This window comes from Oculatella sp. FACHB-28 (assembly GCF_014696015.1).
Taxonomy (GTDB): Bacteria; Cyanobacteriota; Cyanobacteriia; order Elainellales; family Elainellaceae; genus JAAUTN01.
This window is the reverse complement of record NZ_JACJPJ010000074.1, coordinates 213,926-236,618: the sequence shown is the minus strand read 5'-3', so window position 1 is coordinate 236,618 and position 22,693 is coordinate 213,926. Positions and strand designations below refer to the sequence as shown.

Annotated in this window: 24 protein-coding genes and 1 riboswitch; of the genes, 9 read left to right on the top strand and 15 right to left on the bottom strand. The window is 48.7% G+C overall.

All coding sequences use genetic code 11. The annotated features are described in order from the left end of the window. Nucleotides 1-62: 62 nt before the first annotated feature. Nucleotides 63-332, top strand: coding sequence for a BrnT family toxin (locus H6F88_RS17740; protein WP_190644062.1), 270 nt, complete (start codon nucleotides 63-65; stop codon nucleotides 330-332). Then, a complete protein-coding gene (locus H6F88_RS17735) occupies nucleotides 313-552 on the top strand; it encodes a CopG family transcriptional regulator (RefSeq protein WP_190644061.1) in 240 nt (79 codons plus the stop codon). The genes H6F88_RS17740 and H6F88_RS17735 overlap by 20 nt, the downstream gene beginning before the upstream one ends. Before the next feature lie 83 nt (nucleotides 553-635). Here H6F88_RS17735 and xth read toward each other — a convergent pair whose 3' ends face one another. The 4 genes from xth to trpB form a co-directional block, all read right to left on the bottom strand. Further along, a complete protein-coding gene (xth, locus tag H6F88_RS17730) occupies nucleotides 636-1,427 on the bottom strand; it encodes an exodeoxyribonuclease III (RefSeq protein ID WP_190644060.1) in 792 nt (263 codons plus the stop codon). A gap of 6 nt (nucleotides 1,428-1,433) precedes the next feature. After that, nucleotides 1,434-2,063 (bottom strand): ribonuclease H-like domain-containing protein, encoded by a 630-nt coding sequence (locus tag H6F88_RS17725; RefSeq protein ID WP_347277334.1) that lies wholly within the window; start codon nucleotides 2,061-2,063, stop codon nucleotides 1,434-1,436. 82 nt (nucleotides 2,064-2,145) lie between these two features. After that, nucleotides 2,146-2,715 carry a CAP domain-containing protein gene (locus H6F88_RS17720; RefSeq protein WP_190644058.1) on the bottom strand — a complete coding sequence of 190 codons (570 nt, stop codon included), beginning with the start codon at nucleotides 2,713-2,715 and terminating at the stop codon, nucleotides 2,146-2,148. A 52-nt stretch (nucleotides 2,716-2,767) separates the two neighbouring features. Beyond that, a complete protein-coding gene (gene trpB / locus H6F88_RS17715; protein ID WP_347277711.1) occupies nucleotides 2,768-3,985 on the bottom strand; it encodes a tryptophan synthase subunit beta in 1,218 nt (405 codons plus the stop codon). Between the two features lie 183 nt (nucleotides 3,986-4,168). On the opposite strand from trpB, the gene H6F88_RS17710 reads away from it, so the two are divergent. Beyond that, nucleotides 4,169-4,546: a translation initiation factor gene (locus tag H6F88_RS17710; RefSeq protein WP_190644056.1), complete on the top strand. Its 378-nt coding sequence runs from the start codon at nucleotides 4,169-4,171 to the stop codon at nucleotides 4,544-4,546. A gap of 61 nt (nucleotides 4,547-4,607) precedes the next feature. Here H6F88_RS17710 and H6F88_RS17705 read toward each other — a convergent pair whose 3' ends face one another. Next, complete coding sequence (locus H6F88_RS17705; RefSeq protein ID WP_190644055.1) at nucleotides 4,608-4,883, bottom strand: hypothetical protein; 276 nt, start codon at nucleotides 4,881-4,883, stop codon at nucleotides 4,608-4,610. A gap of 203 nt (nucleotides 4,884-5,086) precedes the next feature. Continuing rightward, nucleotides 5,087-5,878 carry a hypothetical protein gene (locus tag H6F88_RS17700; protein ID WP_190644054.1) on the bottom strand — a complete coding sequence of 264 codons (792 nt, stop codon included), beginning with the start codon at nucleotides 5,876-5,878 and terminating at the stop codon, nucleotides 5,087-5,089. Nucleotides 5,879-6,064: 186 nt separating this feature from the next. On the opposite strand from H6F88_RS17700, the gene H6F88_RS17695 reads away from it, so the two are divergent. Next, the gene (locus H6F88_RS17695) at nucleotides 6,065-6,274 is read left to right on the top strand and encodes a hypothetical protein (RefSeq protein ID WP_190644053.1); all 210 of its coding nucleotides are present in this window, start codon (nucleotides 6,065-6,067) and stop codon (nucleotides 6,272-6,274) included. A 43-nt stretch (nucleotides 6,275-6,317) separates the two neighbouring features. Here the strand turns inward: H6F88_RS17695 and H6F88_RS17690 are convergent, their stop codons facing one another. Next, nucleotides 6,318-7,232: a DMT family transporter gene (locus H6F88_RS17690; protein WP_190644052.1), complete on the bottom strand. Its 915-nt coding sequence runs from the start codon at nucleotides 7,230-7,232 to the stop codon at nucleotides 6,318-6,320. A 408-nt stretch (nucleotides 7,233-7,640) separates the two neighbouring features. On the opposite strand from H6F88_RS17690, the gene H6F88_RS17685 reads away from it, so the two are divergent. Continuing rightward, nucleotides 7,641-7,952 carry a YnfA family protein gene (locus H6F88_RS17685; protein ID WP_190644137.1) on the top strand — a complete coding sequence of 104 codons (312 nt, stop codon included), beginning with the start codon at nucleotides 7,641-7,643 and terminating at the stop codon, nucleotides 7,950-7,952. Between the two features lie 73 nt (nucleotides 7,953-8,025). Here H6F88_RS17685 and H6F88_RS17680 read toward each other — a convergent pair whose 3' ends face one another. The 4 genes from H6F88_RS17680 to ntrB all read right to left on the bottom strand — a co-directional run bounded on the left by H6F88_RS17680 (nucleotide 8,026) and on the right by ntrB (nucleotide 12,671). After that, on the bottom strand, nucleotides 8,026-8,736 hold the full coding sequence (locus H6F88_RS17680) for a universal stress protein (RefSeq protein ID WP_190644051.1): 711 nt from the start codon (nucleotides 8,734-8,736) through the stop codon (nucleotides 8,026-8,028). Between the two features lie 643 nt (nucleotides 8,737-9,379). Then, entirely contained in the window at nucleotides 9,380-10,219 is an 840-nt protein-coding gene (locus H6F88_RS17675; RefSeq protein ID WP_190644050.1) for an ABC transporter ATP-binding protein, read from the bottom strand. 63 nt (nucleotides 10,220-10,282) lie between these two features. Next, nucleotides 10,283-11,761: an ABC transporter substrate-binding protein gene (locus tag H6F88_RS17670; protein ID WP_190644049.1), complete on the bottom strand. Its 1,479-nt coding sequence runs from the start codon at nucleotides 11,759-11,761 to the stop codon at nucleotides 10,283-10,285. A gap of 58 nt (nucleotides 11,762-11,819) precedes the next feature. After that, complete coding sequence (gene ntrB, locus H6F88_RS17665; protein WP_190644136.1) at nucleotides 11,820-12,671, bottom strand: nitrate ABC transporter permease; 852 nt, start codon at nucleotides 12,669-12,671, stop codon at nucleotides 11,820-11,822. A gap of 132 nt (nucleotides 12,672-12,803) precedes the next feature. Further along, nucleotides 12,804-12,997, bottom strand: a riboswitch (cyclic di-AMP (ydaO/yuaA leader). 171 nt (nucleotides 12,998-13,168) lie between these two features. On the opposite strand from ntrB, the gene plsY reads away from it, so the two are divergent. Beyond that, nucleotides 13,169-13,849 (top strand): glycerol-3-phosphate 1-O-acyltransferase PlsY, encoded by a 681-nt coding sequence (plsY, locus tag H6F88_RS17660; protein WP_190644048.1) that lies wholly within the window; start codon nucleotides 13,169-13,171, stop codon nucleotides 13,847-13,849. A 17-nt stretch (nucleotides 13,850-13,866) separates the two neighbouring features. On the opposite strand, the gene H6F88_RS17655 is transcribed toward plsY, so the two are convergent. Then, nucleotides 13,867-15,621 (bottom strand): ATP-binding protein, encoded by a 1,755-nt coding sequence (locus tag H6F88_RS17655; protein WP_190644047.1) that lies wholly within the window; start codon nucleotides 15,619-15,621, stop codon nucleotides 13,867-13,869. 776 nt (nucleotides 15,622-16,397) lie between these two features. Here H6F88_RS17655 and H6F88_RS17650 point away from each other — a divergent pair. The 3 genes from H6F88_RS17650 to H6F88_RS17640 are packed head-to-tail and all read left to right on the top strand — an operon-like array spanning nucleotide 16,398 to nucleotide 19,939. Further along, entirely contained in the window at nucleotides 16,398-18,410 is a 2,013-nt protein-coding gene (locus H6F88_RS17650) for a Mu transposase C-terminal domain-containing protein (RefSeq protein WP_190644046.1), read from the top strand. Nucleotides 18,411-18,416: 6 nt separating this feature from the next. Continuing rightward, entirely contained in the window at nucleotides 18,417-19,373 is a 957-nt protein-coding gene (locus tag H6F88_RS17645; RefSeq protein WP_190644045.1) for an AAA family ATPase, read from the top strand. 38 nt (nucleotides 19,374-19,411) lie between these two features. After that, a complete protein-coding gene (locus H6F88_RS17640; protein ID WP_199333660.1) occupies nucleotides 19,412-19,939 on the top strand; it encodes a TniQ family protein in 528 nt (175 codons plus the stop codon). Between the two features lie 64 nt (nucleotides 19,940-20,003). Here the strand turns inward: H6F88_RS17640 and H6F88_RS34065 are convergent, their stop codons facing one another. The 3 genes from H6F88_RS34065 to H6F88_RS34060 form a co-directional block, all read right to left on the bottom strand. Next, nucleotides 20,004-21,824 (bottom strand): NACHT domain-containing protein, encoded by a 1,821-nt coding sequence (locus H6F88_RS34065; RefSeq protein ID WP_190644044.1) that lies wholly within the window; start codon nucleotides 21,822-21,824, stop codon nucleotides 20,004-20,006. A 2-nt stretch (nucleotides 21,825-21,826) separates the two neighbouring features. Beyond that, nucleotides 21,827-22,237, bottom strand: coding sequence for a hypothetical protein (locus H6F88_RS17630; RefSeq protein WP_190644043.1), 411 nt, complete (start codon nucleotides 22,235-22,237; stop codon nucleotides 21,827-21,829). A 135-nt stretch (nucleotides 22,238-22,372) separates the two neighbouring features. After that, complete coding sequence (locus H6F88_RS34060) at nucleotides 22,373-22,624, bottom strand: helix-turn-helix domain-containing protein (protein ID WP_190644042.1); 252 nt, start codon at nucleotides 22,622-22,624, stop codon at nucleotides 22,373-22,375. Between the last annotated feature and the right edge of the window lie 69 nt (nucleotides 22,625-22,693).

Here is a 22,693-nt window from a genome sequence, read left to right as displayed (position 1 = left end):
AAGGCAGAAATTAAGATGAGTGAGAGAACGCTGAGGAAAGGAGCGTATGACTCATACAGCCTATGGAGTTTGAGTATGATTCATCTAAGAGCGAATCTAATCAGGAGAAGCACAAGATTGACTTTGTAGAAGCACAGAGACTGTGGGCTGATCCTGCCAGAATTGAGATTCCAGCAAAGACTGAAGATGAGCCAAGATACTTAGTGATTGGCAAAATTCTTCAGAAGCATTGGTCAGCGGTAATTACCTATCGAAAGGGCAAGATTCGCATTATTTCTGTTCGTTGCTCTCGTGTAGAAGAGGTGAAAGTTTATGAAAGCAACCGAATTTGATAGCAAATTTGACAACGGAGAGGATATCACCGCTTCTCTAGACCTCCCTCAAGCAAAACGTCCTGGATACGAACAGCAACAGATTGATGTTGATTTTCCAACATGGATGGTTGCTGCATTGGACCAGGAAGCTAAGCGGCTCGGAGTAACCCGCCAATCGATTATCAAGATCTGGATTGCGGATCGACTTGCCAAGCTTGCTCGTTCATCTGTGGATTAGGTTAGGTCAAGGTGTGAAATTTACAGGTTCAGCCAAAAGTTTCTTCGGTAAATGCTGTCCTCCAACGTAATTCTTAGTTCTGATTAAAGTTCCACAATAACGGGGGCGTGATCGCTGGGCTTTTCGAGTTTGCGGGGAGCTATGTCGATGGTGCAGCTTTTTGCGGAGTCATAAAGGGGTTGAGTGGCGTAGTGGTGGTCAATCCGCCAGCCAAGGTTGCGACGAAAAGCGGCGGTGCGATAGTCCCACCAACTGTACTGTCCCCCTTCCTGGTTAAATTTGCGAAACACGTCCTGAAGTCCCAAATCCAGGACGGCTTTCAGGCTTTCCCGCTCCAGGTCGGTTGCCATCACCATTTTTTCGCGCCCTTGAGGATTATGAATATCCAGGTCTTCAAGGGCAATGTTGAAGTCGCCGCAGATCAATAGGTTGTTGGGTAACTGAAGCATCAAAGCTTGTACATACTCCCGCAAGGTTTTTAGCCAGCGCAGTTTGTACTCATATTTATCGCTGCCGACTGAAGAGCCGTTGGGTACGTAAAGGTTAATTAGTCGCACCTGATCGTTGACGATGCCGCTGATCACACGCTTTTGGTCATCAAGGTCATCCACCAGGGTTTCGGGAAGAACGGCTGAGAAGCCCATTTTCACATCGGTGAGCGGAGCGCGGCTAATCAGTGCTACACCGTTGTAGGACTTTTGCCCGTAGATGTAGAGGTGATAGCCCAAAGCTTCTAAGGGCGATCGCGGAAAGTCCTCATCCACAACCTTCGTTTCCTGCACACAAAGCACATCTACAGGATTCTCCTGCAACCAGTTGGTCACATGTTCCATTCGAGTGCGAATTGAGTTAACGTTCCAGGTTGCAATTTTCATGTTGAATTAATGCTCAAAGATGCTGGAATACTGCATCAGGTCTAGCTTGACGATGGTAGGTAGACAGGCAAAGCACTCCTGAGCTAGCTCCCAGCGTCCCTCTCGCTTCAGCATTTCGGTCAGTCTGATCCTGACGCTGAGCAAATAGCGTACATCATTTGCCGCGTAGCGAAGCTGTTCCTCAGATAGGTTGGCAGCATTTCCCCAATCAGAGCTTTGGGCGCTTTTGTCCAGCTCAACTCTCTCTAGCTCCTGCACCAGATCCTTCAATCCATGACGGGGCGTGTAGGTGCGGGCTAGCTTGCTGGCAATTTTAGTGCAGAAGGTCGGTTGAACTTGAATGTTTAAGTGATGCTGCAACGTCGCCAGGTCAAAGCGGGCAAAGTGAAACACCTTAACGGTGCTGTAGGACTCTAGAACCTGTTTAAGTTTGGGTGCCTCGGTTTGCCCCAGTGCGATGCGAACGACCGCTACGTTTCCTTTGGGGTCACAAAGCTGCACCAAACAAAGGCGATCGCGCTGTGGCAACAATCCCATCGTTTCGGTATCAACAGCGATCGCCTCCGCCTGCAAATACTCAGAAAGAATCTCATCGGAGAGATCGCGATCGCACACCTGAAATTCAAATTCCATCAAGCCACACTGGAGAAACTAGACCAATTCTAGTATTCAAAAGTCTGAGTTTAGTCACTGACCCAGCGACCAGTGACCAATACCCCTAAAACGGCAACAGCCGCTTCACAAAAAGCTGCGTCAGGTAGTATTCCCCTTGCTCATTTTTGACCACACCAATGCCCGTCAGGTCAAAGTTGCCTTTAATGTTAGCGTGATGTCCGGGACTGTCGATCCAGCCTTCTACGGCTTGCGTTACAGGGTCAGCAAAACCCTGATTAAAGGCGAGATTTTCAGCAACCGTTCGGAATGGAATTTTGCGGGCGATCGCCTGCCCCCGCTGCTCAAACCCATCATGACTAAAGGAAGCTTGCCCGTCTGCCATTGCCTGACTGTGTTGACGGGCAATTTCACTCATCTCAGCGTTTAGCTCTAGCGGTGGTAGCCCTTGTTCTGCGCGATATTGATTAATCTGAGTGTGAACTGCCTGTTCTAGCTCAGCGTAAGGGCTGGGAGGCTGGCTTTCTGAAGGGGAAGCGGACTGCTCAGGTTGCTCAGCCGGACGTAGCTGTGGCAGCACTTCAGAAGTAACTTCTTGGCAGGAAGCGATCGCCAACAAACCTGCGCCACCAACCCAAAATGCAGCAAATCTTGCAAACGAAATAAAACGAACCATGTGAACCATCGTGGAGTAAGCCTATCTACTCCACGATAGCGATCTGCAATAGCTAGCTGGTCATGTCTAAAAGCTTGGCAGCCGTTTGCACATCTTTGTCGCCTCGTCCTGAGCAGTTGATCACGATGCGAGGGTTGCCTGTAAGTTGAGGGCAGAGCGTGTTGAGGAAGGCGATCGCATGAGCCGTCTCCAGCGCTGGAATAATCCCTTCCAACCGAGAAAGCTGCTGGAATCCGTCTATCGCTTCCTGGTCCGTCACGCTGTAATACTCTGCCCGTCCTTCGTCTTTAAGGAAGCTGTGTTCTGGCCCAACACCGGGATAGTCCAATCCCGCACTAATCGAATGAGGCTCAATCACCTGACCATCCTGGTCTTGCAGCAGATAGCTCATTGCTCCGTGCAGCACACCAACTCGTCCTTGGGTCAAAGTTGCGGCATGTTTGCCTGTATCAACGCCTTCACCGGCCGCCTCTACGCCAATCATTCTGACGCTGGGTTCATTCACGAATTCGTTAAACAGACCCATTGCGTTCGAGCCGCCGCCAATACACGCGAGGAGAATGTCTGGCAATCCACCCCATTTCTCCTGACACTGGACTCTGGTTTCCTGTCCAATAATGGCTTGAAAGTCTCTCACGATCATGGGGTAAGGATGTGGCCCAGCCACGGAGCCAAGAATGTAATGGGTCGTTTCCACATTCGTTACCCAATCGCGAATTGCTTCAGACGTGGCATCTTTCAACGTTCCGGTTCCAGCTGCGACCGGGCGCACCTCTGCCCCCATCAGGCGCATCCGAAACACGTTGAGCGACTGCCGCTCCATATCGTGGACGCCCATGTAGATGATGCAGGTCAAACCAAATCGAGCGCAAACCGTTGCAGTCGCTACGCCGTGCTGTCCTGCCCCCGTTTCGGCAATAATCCGCTGTTTGCCCATTCGCTTTGCCAGCAACACCTGCCCTAGCGCATTGTTAATCTTGTGTGCACCGGTGTGGTTTAGGTCTTCTCGCTTTAAGTAAATCTGTGCGCCTGTACCATCGGGTCGAGCGTAATGCTGCGTTAGCCGTTCAGCAAAGTAGAGCGGACTGGGTCGTCCTACATAATCGCGCATCAGCCCTTGCAGCTCTTGCTGAAACTCTGGCTGATCACGATATTCGTAGAATGCAGTCTCTAGCTCTGTCAAAGCAGGCATCAAGGTTTCAGGCACGTACTTGCCGCCAAATCGTCCGAACCGTCCTAGGTTATCTGGTCGCTGAGTCGATTCTGAAATGCTAGGAGCATCGGTGGTATTTTGGCTGGGGGAAAGGGGAGTACGTGTCACAGACCCAATTTAAGATAATGGATTAGCCCCCATTATAGAGAAATCCTGGAAGATAGAAACATTCCAGAAAATAGAACAATTGCTATTCTGCAAAGACGCGGTGAATTGCTTTCCGATAGGAGGTTTTGGGATATGGCGGCTTCTAAAGGTAAATCATCTGATTCACAAAAGTCAGGTAAAGATCGCGTCGTCTACTCCGAGTTCGGTACGCCCGATAACTCGGCTGCGATGCAACGGGGCACACCTGACCTGCCGCCCAATCAGCAAAACCTGAAGGTGCAGGCTTCCCGCAAGGGACGAAAGGGCAAAACGGTCACAGTAATCAGTGGTTTCCAATCCAATTCTGAAACGCTGGCGGCTTTGCTGAAGCAGCTTAAAGCCCAGTGTGGGGCAGGTGGAACGATCAAGGACAATGAAATTGAAATTCAGGGCGATCATGCTCAGAAGATTGCCCAATTTCTGATCCAGCTTGGTTATAAGGCAAAAGTAAGCGGCGGGTCGGGGAAGTGAGGGTGAGGCGATTGGGAGTTGGGAGGAGGCGATCGCCCTCAAAACTGGCAATTTCGAGTTCTCAGTTTGAAGCTTCTAGTTTGAGACAGGAAATTTTCAGTTTGAAACCGCAACGTTCTAATTTCAAACCGAAAGCTTTCAGGGTTAAACCGCAACGTTCTAATCTCAAATAAGAAATTTTCGATTCTAAACCGAAAGTTTTCAGGTTTAAACTGGAACGTTCTAATTTCAAACAGGAAGTTTTCAATTTCAAATCAGAAGTTCCGAGGTCAAAGCCGAAAAGTTCCAGTTCAGAACCGGAACTTTCTGGTTTAGAACCAGAAGCCTCTCCCTTCAAAGTACAGTTCCGGGATTAAAATCTGAAGTCTCTGATCCCTAACCTTTGGCTTCCCCAGTTCTTAGCCTCTGATTGGTGATCCCAAATAAAGGCTCTGCCTCCGATTGCCTAACGTTAGAAGTAGAACCTCTAAATTCCGCACGACTAATCAGAATCGCACCATAACTGGCTCCTACGCTTCAGCTTAGGAACTAGCTAGTTCTCTACTGGAAGGCTAAATAATCCACTCGTTCAATACCATCAGGTGCAAGATCTTTAACTTCAACAACCAGATCTTCATTCACCACGTGTTCTACCACAGCCAAGTCAGGAATATAAGCATCCTGCTGTTTAAGGAACTCGTCCATGAAGGAAAAAGCGGTTCTATCCCTAATTTCTCTATCTCTGATTTTACGAATATCTCTGATTCTATGAAAATTAGAACGCCTCAGCTCGGACTGAAACTGGATAGGAAAACCTACCTCATAGAAGAATTTTTCTTGTAACGCACCATTGCTGTACAGCTGATATTCAATAAACTCTCCATCACTATCCCAGTAATAAATAGCGTGAGTATTGAGCAATTTAGATAACTCTAAAGTGTCCTGGTCTTGCAACACATTGAACTTTCGTTTTGGTTTGGCTAACTCTGGGATTTCTTCAAGCTGTTGTGGCTCCGTAACATACGGCGGACGCACGAGAGATCTATATTTACTCAAATCCCCAACCCGCCGATTTTCGTCAATTCGAGAAGCTATGACAGAAGGCATATAAATCATGCTCCAGGAATGCCTCCAAAAACGAAGTACAAAAGTGCTTTCATAAAGGATTTTAATTTCCTGCCCATATACATTTTTCTCCCAAACATTCATTCCTCTTGTAGTGCTTAACGCTTGAGCGGTTTCTTCTACAGGCGCTTTAACTAAAACGAGTATGTAGACTCCGGTACGACAACTACCAAGTCCTCTAGCTTGTTCTAAGGGACACTTTATCCAATGATTAATAAAAAGAGCCATAAGTTCTTACCTGAAGACGAGGTTATAGTGGCGTTGCGGCTTTGCCTAGTTGCTAATCTCCAGCATTATCTACTTCTCAAGCTGGACTAGTTCTCAAGCTCTCTGATTGACTGACAAATCTCCTGATGTAGGTTGGGTGGAGCAAAGCGGAACTCAACTCCTGCCTCAATTCGGTTGGGTTCCGCGATGCTTCACCCAACCTACGGCATATCAATGGCTTTAAAGGTTTTGTCAGTTAACCAGCTCAAGCTCCAGTTTGGCAGTGTAATCAAGGAAATTCCCGCTTCCTCTATGGTGGCACTGGAAGCGGGAGCTTCCAAAACGTGTTCCCAAGCCGGAGCTTGGGAACGAGCAAACGCATTAATTCTTAGAGAACGATACGTTACGCTGCACTAACACATCCTACCGGGTTGTATATCAAGCTCCTGCTGATAACTAGTTAATCCTTCCTCCTTCCATCTTCCAAGTACAGCAATCCGATCGCCCCCAATAGCAACACTGCCCCAACTATTCCCAGCGAACCCAGTTGCTCATTCAGCAGCCACCAGGCTAATACAGTCGAGACAAGCGGCTCCAGCAGGGTTGCAATACTGGCAACGGTCGCGGTGGTATGGCGAATTCCACCAAAGTAGAGCAGATAGGCGAGGGCTGTCGGGATGATGCCCAGATACAGCAGCGCTAACCAGCCCAGACCGGAGTAGTTGACTGCCAATCCAGTTCCCAGGGCAAACGGTAGGAGAATGACTGCTCCAGAGCCAAACCCAATGGTCAGCGTTTGCAGCGGATGATAGCGCTCGGCTAGCGATCGCCCACACAGCGCAACCACTGCGTAGCCCAAGGCTGAACCCAGCGCTAGCAACACACCCAACCCCATTGACTGCATTTCAGAATCGGGCTGTATGCCGACTAATAGAATTGTTCCGGCGATCGCACAGCTTCCTGCTAAGAAAACGCCGCGAGTCATCCGTTCGCGCAATAGAACGGTTGCCAGCAGTGCCACCCAGACCGGCGCAACGCAAAGTGCAATCAGCGTCGCTGCTGCTACACCAATATGGGTAATCGCTGAGAAATAGCAAACCTGATACAGCGCAGTCATTGCACCAATCAGCAGCATCAGCCCCAAATCGCGCCGCGCTACCCGAAACGTTTTGCGTCCCAAAGTAAACCCGCAAACTACAAACAGCAGCGGCAGCGAGAGCGCTAGCCGCAAAAAGCCAACCGAAAGGGGATTGGTGTCGCTCAACCGATACAGCGCTTGAATCACCACCCCAACCGTGCCCCACAGCGTTGCTGCGAGCAAAATCGAAACTAGCCCAAGGCGAGCGATCGCTTGAGCGTTGACTTGAGTTTTCATGGAAAAAATCCTTATTCCCGCAAAGGTCAATGAACCGTTTAGAAGCGAGGGCAGGATTAATAGGGGCGATCGCTAGTCAGAAATGCAAGTTCGCGCAACTGGATAAGTTGCGAACTTGTATCTGGCTTCAGCAATGCTCAAAAGAGATTCAAGCAATCAACCTGAAAAAATCTTTGCTTGTCCTGCCCTAGTGGATGCGGGCAGATGGGGGAGAAATGCAGTAAAAAGTGTTTTGTAGAGACATTTTGCTCTCAACTCTCTGTTAAGCAACTCCTTCCGATAATACCGCATAGCGAAACTCCCAAAACTATGGGTATATCGTAGGTTGGGTGAAGCAGAGCGGAACCCAACCTACATAGGAAGATTTGTCGGGGAAAGGTCGAAGAGGATGTGCCCGTGATTCAGTCAATGTTGTTTTTTGTCCTGGCTGGAGTCTGTGAAATTGGCGGTGGCTATCTGGTTTGGTTGGCGTTGCGGGAGGGAAAGAGTTATTGGTTAGCGCTAATTGGAGTGGTGATACTCGGACTGTACGGTGCCGTTCCGACGCTGCAACCGACTCATTTTGGACGTGCTTATGCTGCTTATGGGGGTGTGTTTATTGCGATGTCTATTTTGTGGGGCTGGCTAGTGGATCAGATCAGACCGGACAAGTTTGACCTTTTGGGCGGCTGGGTTGTATTGATCGGCGTTTTAATCATGATGTACGCTCCCAGGAGCTAAACAGAAAAAGCTCACCTGGTTGACGCAATGGGCAGACAAAAAGCTGCCCATTGCATCGTTGTAAACTTACCTGTTAAGCAACTGCTGCCTGAGTGGGTATACCTACCACCGAGCAAGGAAAGCGACGAGTGAGTTGACGAATCAGCCGATGATTAGCAGAAGTGCAGCCCAAAACCAGCAAATCGGCGTGTAGAGACTCCACAACCTCACGTAGTTCACCTGCTACTGTGCCAAAGCGCAGATGGGCATCAAGAGAGCCACGCCACTCTTCTGCCATGCATCGAGCTTGCCAGAGGATACAGTCGGCTTTTTCTAGTGCACTCAGTGATGCGTCGGGGCTAGGGTGACAGGAGGTACTGCAAACGGTGGTGCGTGAAGGGCTGAGTTCTAGGGGCGATCGCATTAAAGTCGCGACATTAGAGGTGAACTGAGGTAACTGAGATACAGACTGGCTCAACTCAGAATGCTGCCCGCTATTCAAAGTGCCAAAATCGCTAGACTGCTGAAGGCTCTGAAGGTCTTCTACTACATAAACCACATGGACAGTGACTTGCTTTTTCGTGGCTAGGCGAATTTGGTGGGCAATCCATAGCGTTAGGTCTAAGGCTGCTTGACTACTGAAAGAGCCGTTGTAGCCAACAATCAAGTTGATTGTTTTGCGAGATGCAATATTTGACTTTGCTCCTCGCAGCAACAAGATTTGTTTGACCCAGTCTTCTTGCCCCAGAGTATTCTGCAGGTGTGTCAGTACAGTTTCAAGCTTTACGCCTTCTGTTTTTTTCATAGTAGTTGGACTAAAAAGGTTAAGAAATGATTTGTTTTAATCGGAAGGACGGTTTAGAGAATTTGGAGAATCTTGGCTCTATTTATATTGAGAATTCCATTCTGCTTTGGTACTGCATTTAAGTCGAGCTAAATGGTTTTCTACACAGTTCGTCATGATCCCCAGCCATTATTCTTTCGATCCTGTCTACTAGGATGCCTGATCGCAATTAGTTTAGTCCTCCACCATTAGGCTACTTTTGTTACCAAGAGGAGTGTGATGCAGATAACTTTGCGGGTTATCCTACAAACGGTTAAGAGTTCCAGCCAACTGCGAACGAAAACCGCTGTGGTGTCTCACTCCTGGTTGACTGACAAAACTTCTAAAACTATGTATGTATCGTAGGTTGGGTGAAGCGAATGCGTAACCCAACAGAATCTAGGTGAGTGTTAGCTTACACGTTGTTTCACCCAACCTACATCACATTCAGTAAAGAGATTGTGGCTAGGGTGCAATAATCACTAACCGTAACTATATAGTTACTCTTCCACTAAAAGATTCAGGGATGCAGCCCTGCTAAGTGGGGCTGCATCCCTGAATCTTTTGGTACCTAATCTTTAACTGAGAAGGAAGTAGTTAATAATCGATCGCCAACCCCAACAGGTTAGTCATCTTGGCTGAAGTGCTGATCGAGGAAATTCAGCGCATGGTTTCGCAAGTCGTAGTAGGTGGACTGCGATCGCAGTTCTTTCAGAACGCGGGGATGCTCAAAGGGGACGTCTAGGATTTCACCTATCTTGGCGTGCGGGCCGTTGGTCATCATGATGATGCGATCGCTCATATACAACGCCTCATCCACATCGTGAGTCACCATCATGACTGCCTGTCGCTGATTCTCCCAAATGTCTAATACTTGCCGCTGCAACCTGCCGCGCGTTAAGGCATCTAGCGCTCCAAAAGGTTCATCCATAAGCAGCATTTTGGGGCGGATGGCCAACGCTCTAGCAATACCCACCCGCTGTTTCATCCCGCCGGATAGCTCATCAGGGTACTTCTCAGCCGCTGCATTCAGGTTCACCATGGCGATGTGTTCATTTACCACTTGCTTTTTGTCTGCGGGAGACAAGTGGTCTAGCACTTCATCAACAGCTAATCGGATATTTTCACGCACCGTTAACCAGGGCAGTAGGGAATAGTGCTGAAACACCATCATCCGTTCCGCACCGGGCTTACGAACTTCGCGTCCGCCTAGCCAAATGGAGCCTGATGTCGCCTTCTCTAGTCCACCAACAATCTTGAGCAGAGTCGATTTGCCGCAGCCGGAGTGACCGATGATGGAGATGTATTCGTTCTCCCCAATATTCAGGTTGATGTCGTCGAGAACCACCGTTTCGCCACCATTCGGCGTTGGATAAGCCTTTGTCACATTTTCAATTACCAAAAACTCTTTGGGTGAGTTTGCAGTTTGAGATGTGTTGGCAAAGTTCGCAGTGGGTTTAATCATGTGGGACTCCTAGTTGCAGTAGAGCGAGAAATCTAGATCAGGAATGGTTTAGAGCCGCAATTCTCAAGACATGAAAATACGAGTGGGGCGATCGGCTCGAATGTCAAAGCTATTCAGATAGCCAACCGGATCACTGGGGTCAAACCCGACGTTGTCAATGAATGCCTCTGGCGGTTCAACTTTGTAATCATCAGCCGGACACTCAATGCCCATTTCTGCGGCAATCTCACGATACAAGTCAGTTCTCCAGGCTTGTCTAGCCAGTTCTTCCCCATTTCTAGGAAATTCTGGAAGTTGCCCCCACCGGGCGGCTTGGGTCATGAGCCAAATGCTTTGCGACTGCCAGAGAAACGTAGAGTGATCATTGGGTACCGTAGAAACGGTCGAAGGCATATCGAAGAAAATAGTTGTCTCGTCAGGATCGTTGACTATCCGCTCTTTTTCGTCAAACCCACCGTAGTTGTAGTTACCCAAGATGGCAGGTCCAGTGAATTTTGTGGTGCAATCAGGCAGGGAGCCGATGTTCTCCTCGGTAATGGCGGTGGGTGCCTGGCAAGTTTTGGGTTTTGCAGCAGTGTAAGATACACCCGTGATGATTTGAGCAACCTCTTGGCGGTTGTTGGGATTGCTGCAATACTGACAGGCTTCGATCATTGCCTTGACCAGCGATCGATAGGTTTTAGGATTTTCCTCAATGAAAGGTTCCATTACACCTAATACGCGGTCTGGGTGTCCCCGCCAAATCTCTCGACCTTGAGCAAAGGTAAAACCAACGCCTTCATTTCCACTAATGGCGCGGGTATTCCAGGGTTCTGCCACCATGTAGCCTTCCATTGCGCCAATGCGAATGTTAGAAACCATTTGGGGTGGTGGCGTGATGATGATCCGAAATTCATCTAATGGATTGACTCCTGCCGCTGCTGACAGATAGCGGATGAAGTATTCATAAATGGAAGAACTGAGCACGACTGCCCAGACTCGTCGTTCTGGAGGCAGACCGCTAAAGTGACGGCGAAAGTCTTGACCAAAGGCTTCCAAGTCACCGTTGTATTCCTGCCAGGGGCGCACACCGCTTTCCCACATGGCTTTGTTCATGGTCATGGAGTTGCCGTGACGGTGAATCGTCATCGCCGCACATAAGGGTGCGTGACGTGCGCCTTCGGCTCCGCTGCGAGCATTGGTTACTGCACCAGAAACCACGGGTGCAGCATCCAAACGACCAAAGATGACACCGTCGCGAGAGGTGCCCCAGCTTGCTTCTCGGTTGATCTTGACGTTTAGACCGTATTTGTGAAAGAAGCCTTTTTCGTGGGCGATCGCAAACGGTGCACAATCGTTCACGGGAACGTAACCAACAGTCAAATTTGGCTTTTCTAGTGTGCCGGGATCGACAACCTGGTCAACTGCCTGAGCAGTAGGGGTGAGGATATTTGAACCCGTGCTCCCTTTGACGCAAGAAGCTAGCGCCAATCCACTTGCGGTTGCGCCAAATCGTTTAATGAATCTTCTCCGACTCCAGGGAGTGTCAAAAATGTCAGTCATGCTTAGCCCTCTTGCTGGGAATGAGGTGATGCAAGGTGTAGCGATTAATGAAGTGAGATCAGGTCTGGGATGCAGGGCGGTGTGTCACCCACTCCTGAATTTTGCCAACGATGTAGTCCAAGACCAGCCCTGTGACTCCGATTACAATCACTGCCAGGAAGACAGAGCTCAAGTTGAGTCGATTCCAGGAGTCCCATACAAAGAAGCCAATTCCGACACCGCCTGTTAGCATCTCAACTGCAACGATGACCAGCCAAGCGATTCCTAAACTGATCCGCAGTCCTGTGAAAATGTAGGGCAAGCTTGCAGGCAGAATGATTTTGAGTACCTGTCTCCAGCGGGGCATTTCTAGTACTCGCGCTACGTCAATATAGTCTTTAGAAACGCTTGATACCCCTAAGGCTGTGTTGATGATGGTTGGCCAAAGGGAGGTAATAAAGATTACGAAGATGGCAGAAGGGTTTGCCAGGTTAAAGATAGCAAGGGCGATCGGTAGCCATGCCAGAGGAGAAACGGGCTTGAGAATTTGAATAACGGGATTCAGCGCTAGCATGGCCTGCTTTGACATTCCAATTAAGAAGCCGACGGGAATGGCAACCAGAGCACCCAACACAAACCCAATCAAGACTCGACGCAAACTTGCCGCTAACAACCAGCCAATTCCTAAATTCCCTGGACCGCGTCTGTAGAACGGATGCAGAATGTAGTCGAGGTTTGCGACTAGAGCCTGCCAGGGAGTCGGCATCATTTCACTTCTCAAGGTAGCAACGATCCACCACAGTAGAATCAATCCTGCAAACCCTAGCAGCGGGAGCAATACCGAGTCTCGAACCAGGGCTGGACGCAGCGATCGCCGCCATGTTGCCTGAGCAGCGACAAGAATAATCTGAACGTTGAATTGCAGCAGCATTGAACTCTCCTGAGAGTGCGAGGCGATCGCAGACCAAGGAACGCTGTGCCGCTCGGTAGAGAGCACAAAAAAAGCGTCCTTGCGTGTATACGAGGACACTGAAGTATCGAGCAGTAGTAAAATGCTGATTCTTCAGTCTCCTCTCAATGCCGACGGAGTTAGCTGACGGGCTAGGACTGAGAGGTGTCCCTCGTTAGGGATGAAGAATGAAGGATGAGGGATGAACGAGCAATCTCCCTAACCAACAAGCCTCATAACCGTGCTAACGATAAGCCCCAAAATTTGGTTCCTCCGCTCTGAATTTGCGTTTGAGGCTGAATCGCAGACAAACGCCAGTCCAGATTAGGCTGACTTACTTATTCGATTTCCAAATAAGTTAGCACTGCTCTTTAGGTGCGTCAATGTATCTTTTGACAGACCGAAACAAAAGCCTGTGGCATCACGGTAAACTGATGGTGCAATACTTTTTGATTTTGCTTTGAGTGAGGCTTGTCCTAATGGCGACGTGGGCAATGTGGGGCGGTATCGTAGTGGTCGTGGCTTACTTGCTGGGCGCTATTCCCACGGGCTACTGGATTGGGCGATTGAAAGGAATTGACATTCGGCAGCATGGCTCTGGCTCGACGGGCGCGACAAACGTTTTGCGAACGCTAGGCAAACTGCCGGCACTGGCAGTGCTGTTGATTGATGTGTTGAAGGGAGTGGGGGCGATCGCCTTCACGCGTTGGCTCTATACATTGCCAGCGGTGGTTGCTACGACTCCTGCATCGATTGACCTGGAAATCTGGGTGCCTTGGGCGGTGACAATCGCTGGGCTGCTTGCCATCTTTGGACACAGCAAATCAATCTGGATTGGTTTTAGCGGCGGCAAATCAGTTGCAGCAGGGCTAGGTGTTTTGCTGGCAATGTCGTGGATGGTCGGGTTGGGTGCCCTGGCAGCCTTTGGGATCGTGTTGGCGCTGTTTAGAATTGTGTCCTTGGGATCGATTGTGGCGGCGATCGCAGGCTGTGTTCTCATCGTGACACTGAATCAGCCTTTGCCCTATCAGCTGTTGGCGATCGCAGGTGGGCTTTACGTCATTTGGCGGCACCGCAGCAACATTCAGCGATTGATGGCAGGCACAGAACCTCGCATCGGGAAGAAGCTGCAAGAGTCAGAAGACGTGGTGGTTCAGTAACGCAAAGCATCCCGGGCTCAAACGCACTTAATCTGACTGACTACTGCTGCCACCAGTGCAGTGGGCTCAACTGGCTTAGGTAGCTGAAGCTGGAAGCCTGCATCTAGCAATTGCTTGCGATCATCATCTTCTCGGTCATAGGCAGTTAGGGCGATCGCCGGAAGGTGAGCGTGCTTTGCAGTAGTTGGGATCAAATTTGGGCGCTCTGATTCGATTTCCCGTACCTGACGAATTAGCGCATAGCCATCCTGTTCTGGCATTCTCACGTCGCTGATTAAAATATCGGGCTGCGACTGTTGAATCACTTGCAAAGCTTCACTGGCTGAGGTGACTGTCTTGACGTTTGCGCCAGCATCCTTCAGCACAACAGCTATCCATTCACGGTTGTCTGCTTCATCATCAACTACTAAAACTTGCAAACCCAGGAGGGGATGAAAGGGTGAGAGGTTGGAAGGGTAAATCTCTTCCCATCCTCTGACTTCCTCTTTGTTTACCAGCAAAGGCAAAGTGACTGTGAAAGTGGCTCCTTGCCCTTCGCCTGGGCTGTCTGCTTCAACCGTTCCTCCGTGTATTTCTACCAATTGACGCACGATCGCCAGTCCTAAACCTAATCCGCCGTGACACCGAGTGGTTGCCTGTTCTGCCTGACGAAAGCGATCAAAAACGTAAGGCAGAAAATTTGAACGAATGCCTTCCCCGGTGTCTCTTACGGTAATCACAGCGTTAGTGGCAATGCGCTCTAGTCGAACTTCAATTAGTCCGTGTTGAGGTGTGAACTTGGTGCTGTTAGCAAGCAAATTCCAAACGATCTGCTGGAGGCGATCGCCATCTCCCAATACGAAAGTGGCTGATTCATCTAATACCGTCCGAATTTGAATATTTTTAGCCGTGAAAGCAGGCTGTGCAGACTTAATCGCTGCTTGAATCACTGACACCAGATTGATAGGCCGAATATTAAGGAAAAGCTTGCCCCGAATGATCCGAGAGATGTCCAGCAAGTCTTCGACTAGTTTTACTTGCGCTCTAGCATTTCGCTCAATTGTCTCCAATCCGCGAGCAACCATTGACTCATTTAACTGCTTGTTGCGAAGCATCTGCGTCCAGCCCAACATAGCGTTGAGGGGCGATCGCAGTTCGTGGGAGACGATCGCCAAAAATTCATCCTTGAGAGTACTTGCCTGATTCAGAGATTCTGCTTGTTGTCGCAGTTCCTGCTCTAGCTGTCTCCGCCGAGCAATTTCTGCTTCTAGTGCCTGATTGGTCATTTCAGCCAGTGCATTCTGCAACCGCGCTGCTTCGAGTTGCTTGCGTTCGCTGATGTCTCGCAGTAGCCAGCGCAACCCCACAGAATTACCTTTGGAGTCAAACACTGTAGTAACCGTTAGCGCTGCATCAAAAGAAGGGGCACCGCGAGGCTGCAATCGAGTGAGCCACTCTGGAAGTCGTTCAACCTGCTGCAATCGGTTCAGTTCGTTCCAAAAAGCTTGATGCTCAGGCTGAGGCATAAACACGGTTAGAGGTTTCCCGAGCAAATACTTCTGCGGCACCTTGAGCAACAAACTAGCAGCATGATTAGCTTGCTGGATATTGCCTTCGGGGTCAGTGATTAAATAACCATCAGGAGCACATTCGAATAGCTCCTGGTAGCGCTGTCGTTCTACTTCTAATGCTGCATGAGCTTCTAACAATTCCTGATTCTGCTGGTTCAGTACCTCCTGAGACATTCGGAGTTCTTCCAGGGAAGTACCCAGTTCTTCCAATGCTTCGGACAACAGTTCTGGATGTTGTAATGAATTGGAGTGAGCGTGTTGTAATAGGGTACTTACTCGCTCACCTAGGGCCCTCGTTTGTTGGCTCAGCCACTCACTGCTTACGTTCACTTTTCTAAAATACGGCTTTAAAGTTGCTTTTCAAATTACCTTTCAGATTACTGAAAATCCCAGTGTTCTCATCCCTCGCTAGATTTGTTTATTGGTGAACCTTTTTAAACTCACCAAATTCTGTTTGATTTCTCCCATATTGAAGCCGGATGAATGGAAGTCTTGTAGAACCCACTGATTGATAACGGCTTTCAGATCAACAAACCACAGGTAGACGCAAACGGTTGTTCGCACCTACAGAAACGATATGTTTTTTATACGGTTAAAAACCGCCATAGCACTGTTTAGGACTGAACCAGCGGGGTATTTTACCCGATTAGCCGCAGTTCTAATTTCCGATCGCCCATCCTTACCGAAATCCCTTTAGACAGATTTCGCGACATATCAATTTCTGTAGGGGCGCACTGCGGTGCGCCCCTACTCTTCCCTGGGTCGCACCTTAAAACGTGTCCGTTAAGGAGCTATTTGTTCAGTTTAAGGCAATCGCTTCAGCCTAATCTTAGAGCCTAGAACTCTTTTCCTACAAGAGTTCTAGGCTTTTTCTTTGGTTTTTTATTCTCTCGTCAAGATTAAGTCGTTAATTGCCTTTTGGCTCCCTGCGGGCAAAAACGGTTTAAGCTGTTAATTGCCTTTTGCTCTTTACACTCCAAAGTACATAAGTCTAGCTTATGAAAGAAGTAGAACCTGTGTCCCCTACCCTGCCTCTAGCCCAGGTCAATACTCTAGCTGCACAAGATGGGCAGCCAGTCCATAGGCTGCTAGCTGAAGAGATTGAGGATTTGGATAAAAGAAGATTCGTGATGCGAAAGCTTGATGCGATCGAAGATATTATTCAAACCTCGGATGACCTCAAGGAAAACAAAATCCGGTTATGGGCTGACCGACTAGAGAGGCACCCGAGCACCGTCAAAGACTGGCTAGCAAAAGCACGACAAGACGGACTCACTGCGATTGCTAGAGAAGTGCGATCGGATGCTGGGCGGTTGAAGGGCAATAAGCGCTGGAAACACTCACTCCAGTATTGGACCGAGTTCATCCTCAATACTTATAACGACGGTGTCAAGGCAAAGCTGGGCATGACTCGCAACATGACGTTCAAGCAAGCGAAAGCCCATGCTGAGCTTGAACTAGGACTTAAATGGGATGAGTATCCCTCCCACGATTTTGTCTATAGGGTTCTGAAACCCATCATCGAAGCGGAAAATCGCAAGGTGCGTAATCCTGGACAGGGGCCTGGCATCATCATCAAAGTTATTAATGACGAAGGCGAGGAAGAAGATATTGTTGTTGAACGCAGTAACCAAGTGTGGCAAATTGACCATACTCGATTAGACAATCTATTAGCAGATGAAGGCGGAGGTTTAACTGGCTCAGTCTGGATTACAGCGGTGATTGATACCTGGTCAAGCTGCGTTATGGGCTACTACCTCAGCTTTGACTCGGCGGGTTCGCACGAGGTTGCTTTGGCACTGCGTCATGCAATTTTGCCCAAGCAGTATGGTCCTGAATATCAACTGCAAAAAGAATGGGAAGCGGGCGGATTACCTGAGTACATCGTCACCGATCGCGCTAAAGAGTTCAAATCTGCTCACCTCAAACATGTTGCCTCAGCCCTAGGAATTAAGCTGCGACGACGTTTGTACAAAGAACAAGGTGGCACTATAGAGCGACTATTTCTAGCGTTAAAAACAGAGTTTGCTGCCCTCATCCTTGGTTTCAAGGGTGGCAGTCTGCAAGAGCGTCCAGACCAGCCGGAGAAGTATGCTTGCGTGGTCTTTGAGGACTATGATCGCAAGCTAGTGCGACATTTAGTAGACCATCACAACCAACATCTGTATCCCAGAGTTGCCAATCAGACGCTTTCAATGCGATGGCAGGCAGGCTTACCGGGCTTCAAGCCGCGAATGCCCGAAAGTGAGCGATCGCTCGACATCTGCCTGATGAAAAGCACTAAGCGAAGGGTGCAAGAGCGAGGGTGCGTAGAGTTTAGAAAGCTTATCCATACTGCAAGCGTGAGTAGAGACGAAGAAGGCAACTGGCAGTACGACAAAACTGCCAACTTCTTGAAAGCGTATGAGGGGCGTGAGGTGATGCTCCTGTACAACCCGACCAACATTGTTTATATTCTTGTCTATTCTTTAGAGAAGAATGGTCAACCTGCTGAGTATTTAGGTACGATTCGTGCTAGGGATTGGCTATCGGAACGATTGTCTTGGAGAGAATGGGAGGCAATCAAGAAAAAGATACGAGATGAGGGTAACGCAATCGACGAATCCTCAATCCTAGCCGAGCAGCGCGATTTGTATAACGACTCGATTAAGCAAGTCAAGACGATGCGGGGACGTCGCAGAAAGGAAAGCACGCGACTTACCAAAGCTTCTCCACATTCTGACAAAGTCGTGGAACTTCATCCTCCACAAGCTGCTTCAGCGAATCCAACCAAGTCTAAAGAAGTTGAATCTCAAGTCGAAACTGCCGCGCCAGAGCCTTTAGAATCGGCACAGGAACAGGTTGAGGTTCAAGCGAAGCCTCCACTGTCTAAGTCCAAAGAAGTTGAATCTCAAGTCGAAACTGCTGCGCCAGAGCCTTTAGAATCGGCACAGGAACAGGTTGAGGTTCAAGCGAGACCTGCACTGTATGTTGTTTCTAACTGGAATGAGTTTGTCGAAGACAGTTGGTAAGCCATTATGAGTCAATCCAACCTCGCGGTTCAACCGCCTGATGAAGCCCACCCTTCCCAGCAGCCAGCGCCACAGACGGCGCAGTCGGCTCAAGTTGCTGTGACTGCCGCTGTACCAAAGCTGGGCAAGCAGAAGGAGCGATCGCCTCAGCAGCAAGCAGAAATTCAGCGGATTTGCGAGGTTGATCCTTATGTTGGGTTGGCGCGAGACGAAGAGTTGTTTACTCAATTGAATCACTGGCGCGATGTTGGCAGTTGTGCTCGTGTCATGACAACCGATCGACTGGGGATCATGAAATCTCTAATGTTTTACACGGGAAACAACATTCGGCGGAAAGGCGGTTTGTTGCTCACTCCTGCTCCAGTTGCTTACGTTGAAATCGAACAACACGGCAGTCCAACTGATTTGTTTCGGTTGATTTTGGCGTTTCTAGTCAATCCACTTGACTGCGGGTCGTTGCGGCAGTTGCGATCGCGCACTTGGGGAACCCTCAGAGATCGGAAAGTCAAACAGCTAATTGTTAACAATGCTGACTTACTCTCATTCGCTGCGTTGACTGAACTGATGCGAATTCGTGAGAAGCTTAAAATTTCAGTTGTTCTAGCAGGCTCTCCTTATCTTGATGATCTGCTTGAACCAAAGGCGCATGAGAAGCAGAAGTATATTCCGATTCACAATACTTTTCTCAAATATCATCCCTACACCTTGTTCAGTAAAGATGATTTGAAAACTGCAATTGAGGTGTGGGAGAAAAGCTTAGGGTGGAACAACCCCTTGAACCTGCATCAAGATCAGGAAATCGTCAACGTTCTATATGGTGCTTGTCTGGGGCAGCTAGGACCGCTTTACGAGAATTTGCGTGATGTTGCTACATGGAGAGTCGATCATCCAAAAGCTCAAATTAATCATCTCAATGTTTCTAATGCTTTGGGTATATGTCATCAACCGATCGCGAAGCTGTAGAGGCGATCGCGCCGGTTTTATTGCATTAAGTAACGAGAATGGTTGAGCAAATGGAAGACGGTGAAGTGCAGCGATCGCTGCTGTACCTTCCGCCATACGAAGGCGAAAGCATCAGTCACTACCTCGGCCGCTGGTTTCGGCAAGAAGTAGTTCAAGCGGATGCTTTCAGCGTGGGTGGAAAGTTGAGGCTAGGCAAAATCTTGCATAGGTGCGAAAATTTCTACCTTAATCCGCGTCCAACCTCGACAGACATGACAAAACTAGGCAAGCTGATTGATCTAGAAATTGAGCGTCTGATGCAAATGTTTCCACCAGAGGATGAGATGATCGATCCGCGACCAATTCGACTTTGTGCTGCTTGCTATGGTGAGGCTCCGTACCATCGAACGCAGTGGCAATGGCAGTCGGTTGATAGATGCGATCGCCATCACCTGATTTTGCTTACCAAATGTTCAGGACACAAGTGCGGTGCTCATTTTCTCATTCCTTCAAAGTGGAGAAGCGGAAAATGTCAGCAATGTGGAATGTCCTATCGAAAGATGGCGAAACATCAAAAGTCTTACTAAGTTTTATGTCAAATCTAGATTTGTACAGTGACTTTTAGAGGTTAAAAGGGAGAAAGTAGCCGTGCTACCTTTTGTGAGCAACTGGGTCTAGGGGCATGGCGGCAAAGTGGTCTTGCAAGTATTTGTGGATAAAGCGATAACGTCCTCCAATACATTGAAGGAGGAGGTGTTCGGCACTGTAGTCGAGAAAACAGGCATAGTTCCAAGGGATTTGCCTATTGTGATGTAGCAGTAGGCGAAGAATAAAGTGTTGGATGCAGACCTCTCCAAAAAAAGATAGCCCAACGCTCAGCCCAGCACTCAGCCCAGCACTCAGCCCAACCAGCCCACTCAGCCCAACAATCAGCCCACTACTCAGCCCAATAATCAGCGCAACAATCAGAAAATTTCTGGCTGAGCGTTTGATTCCCTGATTTGGACTGGTTTTTAACTCTACTGCCTCTGCATTCAGCCCAATAACCAGCCCAATAATCAGCCCACTAATCAGCCCAACAATCAGCCCACTACTCAGCCCACTACTCAGCCCAACAATCAGCCCAACAATCAGCCCAACAATCAGTGCAACAATCGACCCACCGCGTAAAAAATTTTGCCAAGACCACTTTAGACTTTCCCTAGGCTCAATATCATCACTCAGCCCACTACTCAGCCCAAAAATCAGCCCAAAAATCAGCCCAACAATCAGCCCACTACTCAGCCCAAAAATCAGCCCAACAATCAGCCCAACAATCAGCCCGATAATCAATTGATATAGCCGTCTTTGCTTCTTTGGCAACATTGAAGGCTGCAACTCTTCAATGAGGAACTCAGTCTGGCATCGCACTTCCATCTGGCGAGCCATCCAGGTCAACCATCCTGTAGTTTCCCTAGCGGTAGGAGACTTACGTTTACCATAAGCTCGACTCTCAAACTGACGGTGCAGCATCCGCTTTACATAGGCATCTAAAAGAAATTGAAGCGGGTCACTAGCGCTCTGGAGTTGCTGCCACTGCTCATCTGAATTTTGAGGGTAAGCCAGTAGGCTAATACTCAGCAGGAGGGGCGATCGCACTAGGTTTAATAGATCTGGATGCTGAGAAAGTATCTGCCCTAAGAGAGAGCGATCGAGCTGGGTCAAGTAGGCTTGGATTTGTTCATCCCTTAGCTCCTTTAGACAAATCGCTCCATTCAATTTCAGCCGATTAGTTAAGTTCCTGTATTCTGCTAATCGACTACAAACTGTGACATAGAGAGGCGAAGCTTCTGAACTCAAGAACTCATTGATGCGAATAATACAACTCTCCTGCCGTTCAGATGCAACCTCGTCTAACCCATCTAGCAAGGGCAGCAATTTGCGATCGCTGACCCACTGGCAAGCCAGTTTCAGGCTTACTCCATACTTTAATTTCAGTTCTGCAACTATCCACTCTCGAATTGGTTGCTTTTCATCTTTCCAAGTGGATAAGTTCAGGATGATAGGAATTGGCTGATGAACGTCTGCCTGCGATCGCTCCAGCAGAACCTTTGCCAGATCTAGTAGGGTTGTGGTCTTCCCAGCTCCCGGTTGCCCTAGAATCAGCAGCTTTCCCGTGATAGCAGGGGCATCGAAGACTTGGGCGATCGTTTGATCGGTCGGGAGAGGAGTCGGAGGTTTTAAGCCAATGCGGAGTTCTCGCTCCCAAGGGCGGTTGACCTGCTCTGGCTGCGTTTCCTTCTCCAAGTTGATTAGGACAGCATAATGAAGGGATTGCTCTAAGCGAGAAACAACCTCATCTTCTACAGCTCGTAGCAGCAGCAGTTCCTCACGGGGACGGGTGGGAGCTTCTCGCCCCTGAAGCAGGACATTTCCTTGAACTTGCTCAATGTTGATCTGATCCCGTCCCCGATTGTCGTACTGTCGGCTCATTGTTAGGAACCGCCGATTGTAGGGTTACCCTGAATAGTTTCTATGTTGATCTGATCACGACCGTAATTGCTATAAGCTCGATTGGAAACTGACTGGTTCTGAATATTGATTATCTGCTGAGCCACTTGCCGAATATCAGCCGCAAATGCTTCATCCTCCATCATTTCCAGATCTAGGTACTTGCTGACTTTATCAAGGGTGGCTGGAGTCCCTTGAGTTTCTACCTCTACAAGAGCGGCTTCGGCTCGCGAATTGCCCTTAAACTTAGCCTGGATTTTGTCCCGTAAACTCTTGACGAGACTTCCGGTGGCTTCCAGGGATTTCTTTGCCAATTCCCCTGCCCCAGATTTAACGAATTCATCGAAGGCGAGTTTTGCAATGGCACTTGCAGCTAATGCAGTGGCAGGATCCATAGCAGCAATTTTAGATAAGGGTTAAAAATTACGAGTGGAACAAAAAGCTTCCTTTGCTATAGCACAACCTATCCAAGAAAAGATAAAGCTAGCAAAAAAAAACTTTACCTTTCTAGCATTTGATGAAAAAACAGCTTAAATAACATCTTCTACCTCAATTCCGTACTGAATGAAAAGATCGGAGATTGTGATATTTAATGCTGCTGCCAGCTTTTCAATATTGTCAAGGGACGGGTTGACCTCCCCTCGTTCAACATCCGAAATATAAGTCCGATGTAGCTCAGCCAATTCTGCCAGCTCTTCTTGGGAAATATCCAACTCCCGCCGTCGCCGCCGAATCGCTTTGCCAAATCGCTGCCTGATGGGTTGTTCACTATTTTCCGTCACCGCACAATACTCATAGAGTGCGGATGACAGGTCTACAGGCAACAGACTAAGTTTTGTAGTCTTTAGGCT

Excerpts from the sequence above, each read along its gene's own strand:
- H6F88_RS17740 (WP_190644062.1), top strand. The coding sequence starts at position 63 with ATGGAGTTTGAGTATGATTCATCTAAGAGCGAATCTAATCAGGAGAAG.
- H6F88_RS17735 (WP_190644061.1), top strand. The coding sequence starts at position 313 with ATGAAAGCAACCGAATTTGATAGCAAATTTGACAACGGAGAGGATATC.
- xth (WP_190644060.1), bottom strand. The coding sequence starts at position 1,427 with ATGAAAATTGCAACCTGGAACGTTAACTCAATTCGCACTCGAATGGAA.
- H6F88_RS17720 (WP_190644058.1), bottom strand. The coding sequence starts at position 2,715 with ATGGTTCGTTTTATTTCGTTTGCAAGATTTGCTGCATTTTGGGTTGGT.
- H6F88_RS17710 (WP_190644056.1), top strand. The coding sequence starts at position 4,169 with ATGGCGGCTTCTAAAGGTAAATCATCTGATTCACAAAAGTCAGGTAAA.
- H6F88_RS17700 (WP_190644054.1), bottom strand. The coding sequence starts at position 5,878 with ATGGCTCTTTTTATTAATCATTGGATAAAGTGTCCCTTAGAACAAGCT.
- H6F88_RS17695 (WP_190644053.1), top strand. The coding sequence starts at position 6,065 with ATGCTTCACCCAACCTACGGCATATCAATGGCTTTAAAGGTTTTGTCA.
- H6F88_RS17690 (WP_190644052.1), bottom strand. The coding sequence starts at position 7,232 with ATGAAAACTCAAGTCAACGCTCAAGCGATCGCTCGCCTTGGGCTAGTT.
- H6F88_RS17685 (WP_190644137.1), top strand. The coding sequence starts at position 7,641 with ATGTTGTTTTTTGTCCTGGCTGGAGTCTGTGAAATTGGCGGTGGCTAT.
- H6F88_RS17680 (WP_190644051.1), bottom strand. The coding sequence starts at position 8,736 with ATGAAAAAAACAGAAGGCGTAAAGCTTGAAACTGTACTGACACACCTG.
- H6F88_RS17675 (WP_190644050.1), bottom strand. The coding sequence starts at position 10,219 with ATGATTAAACCCACTGCGAACTTTGCCAACACATCTCAAACTGCAAAC.
- H6F88_RS17670 (WP_190644049.1), bottom strand. The coding sequence starts at position 11,761 with ATGACTGACATTTTTGACACTCCCTGGAGTCGGAGAAGATTCATTAAA.
- ntrB (WP_190644136.1), bottom strand. The coding sequence starts at position 12,671 with ATGCTGCTGCAATTCAACGTTCAGATTATTCTTGTCGCTGCTCAGGCA.
- plsY (WP_190644048.1), top strand. The coding sequence starts at position 13,169 with ATGGCGACGTGGGCAATGTGGGGCGGTATCGTAGTGGTCGTGGCTTAC.
- H6F88_RS17650 (WP_190644046.1), top strand. The coding sequence starts at position 16,398 with ATGAAAGAAGTAGAACCTGTGTCCCCTACCCTGCCTCTAGCCCAGGTC.
- H6F88_RS17645 (WP_190644045.1), top strand. The coding sequence starts at position 18,417 with ATGAGTCAATCCAACCTCGCGGTTCAACCGCCTGATGAAGCCCACCCT.
- H6F88_RS17640 (WP_199333660.1), top strand. The coding sequence starts at position 19,412 with ATGGTTGAGCAAATGGAAGACGGTGAAGTGCAGCGATCGCTGCTGTAC.
- H6F88_RS34065 (WP_190644044.1), bottom strand. The coding sequence starts at position 21,824 with ATGAGCCGACAGTACGACAATCGGGGACGGGATCAGATCAACATTGAG.
- H6F88_RS17630 (WP_190644043.1), bottom strand. The coding sequence starts at position 22,237 with ATGGATCCTGCCACTGCATTAGCTGCAAGTGCCATTGCAAAACTCGCC.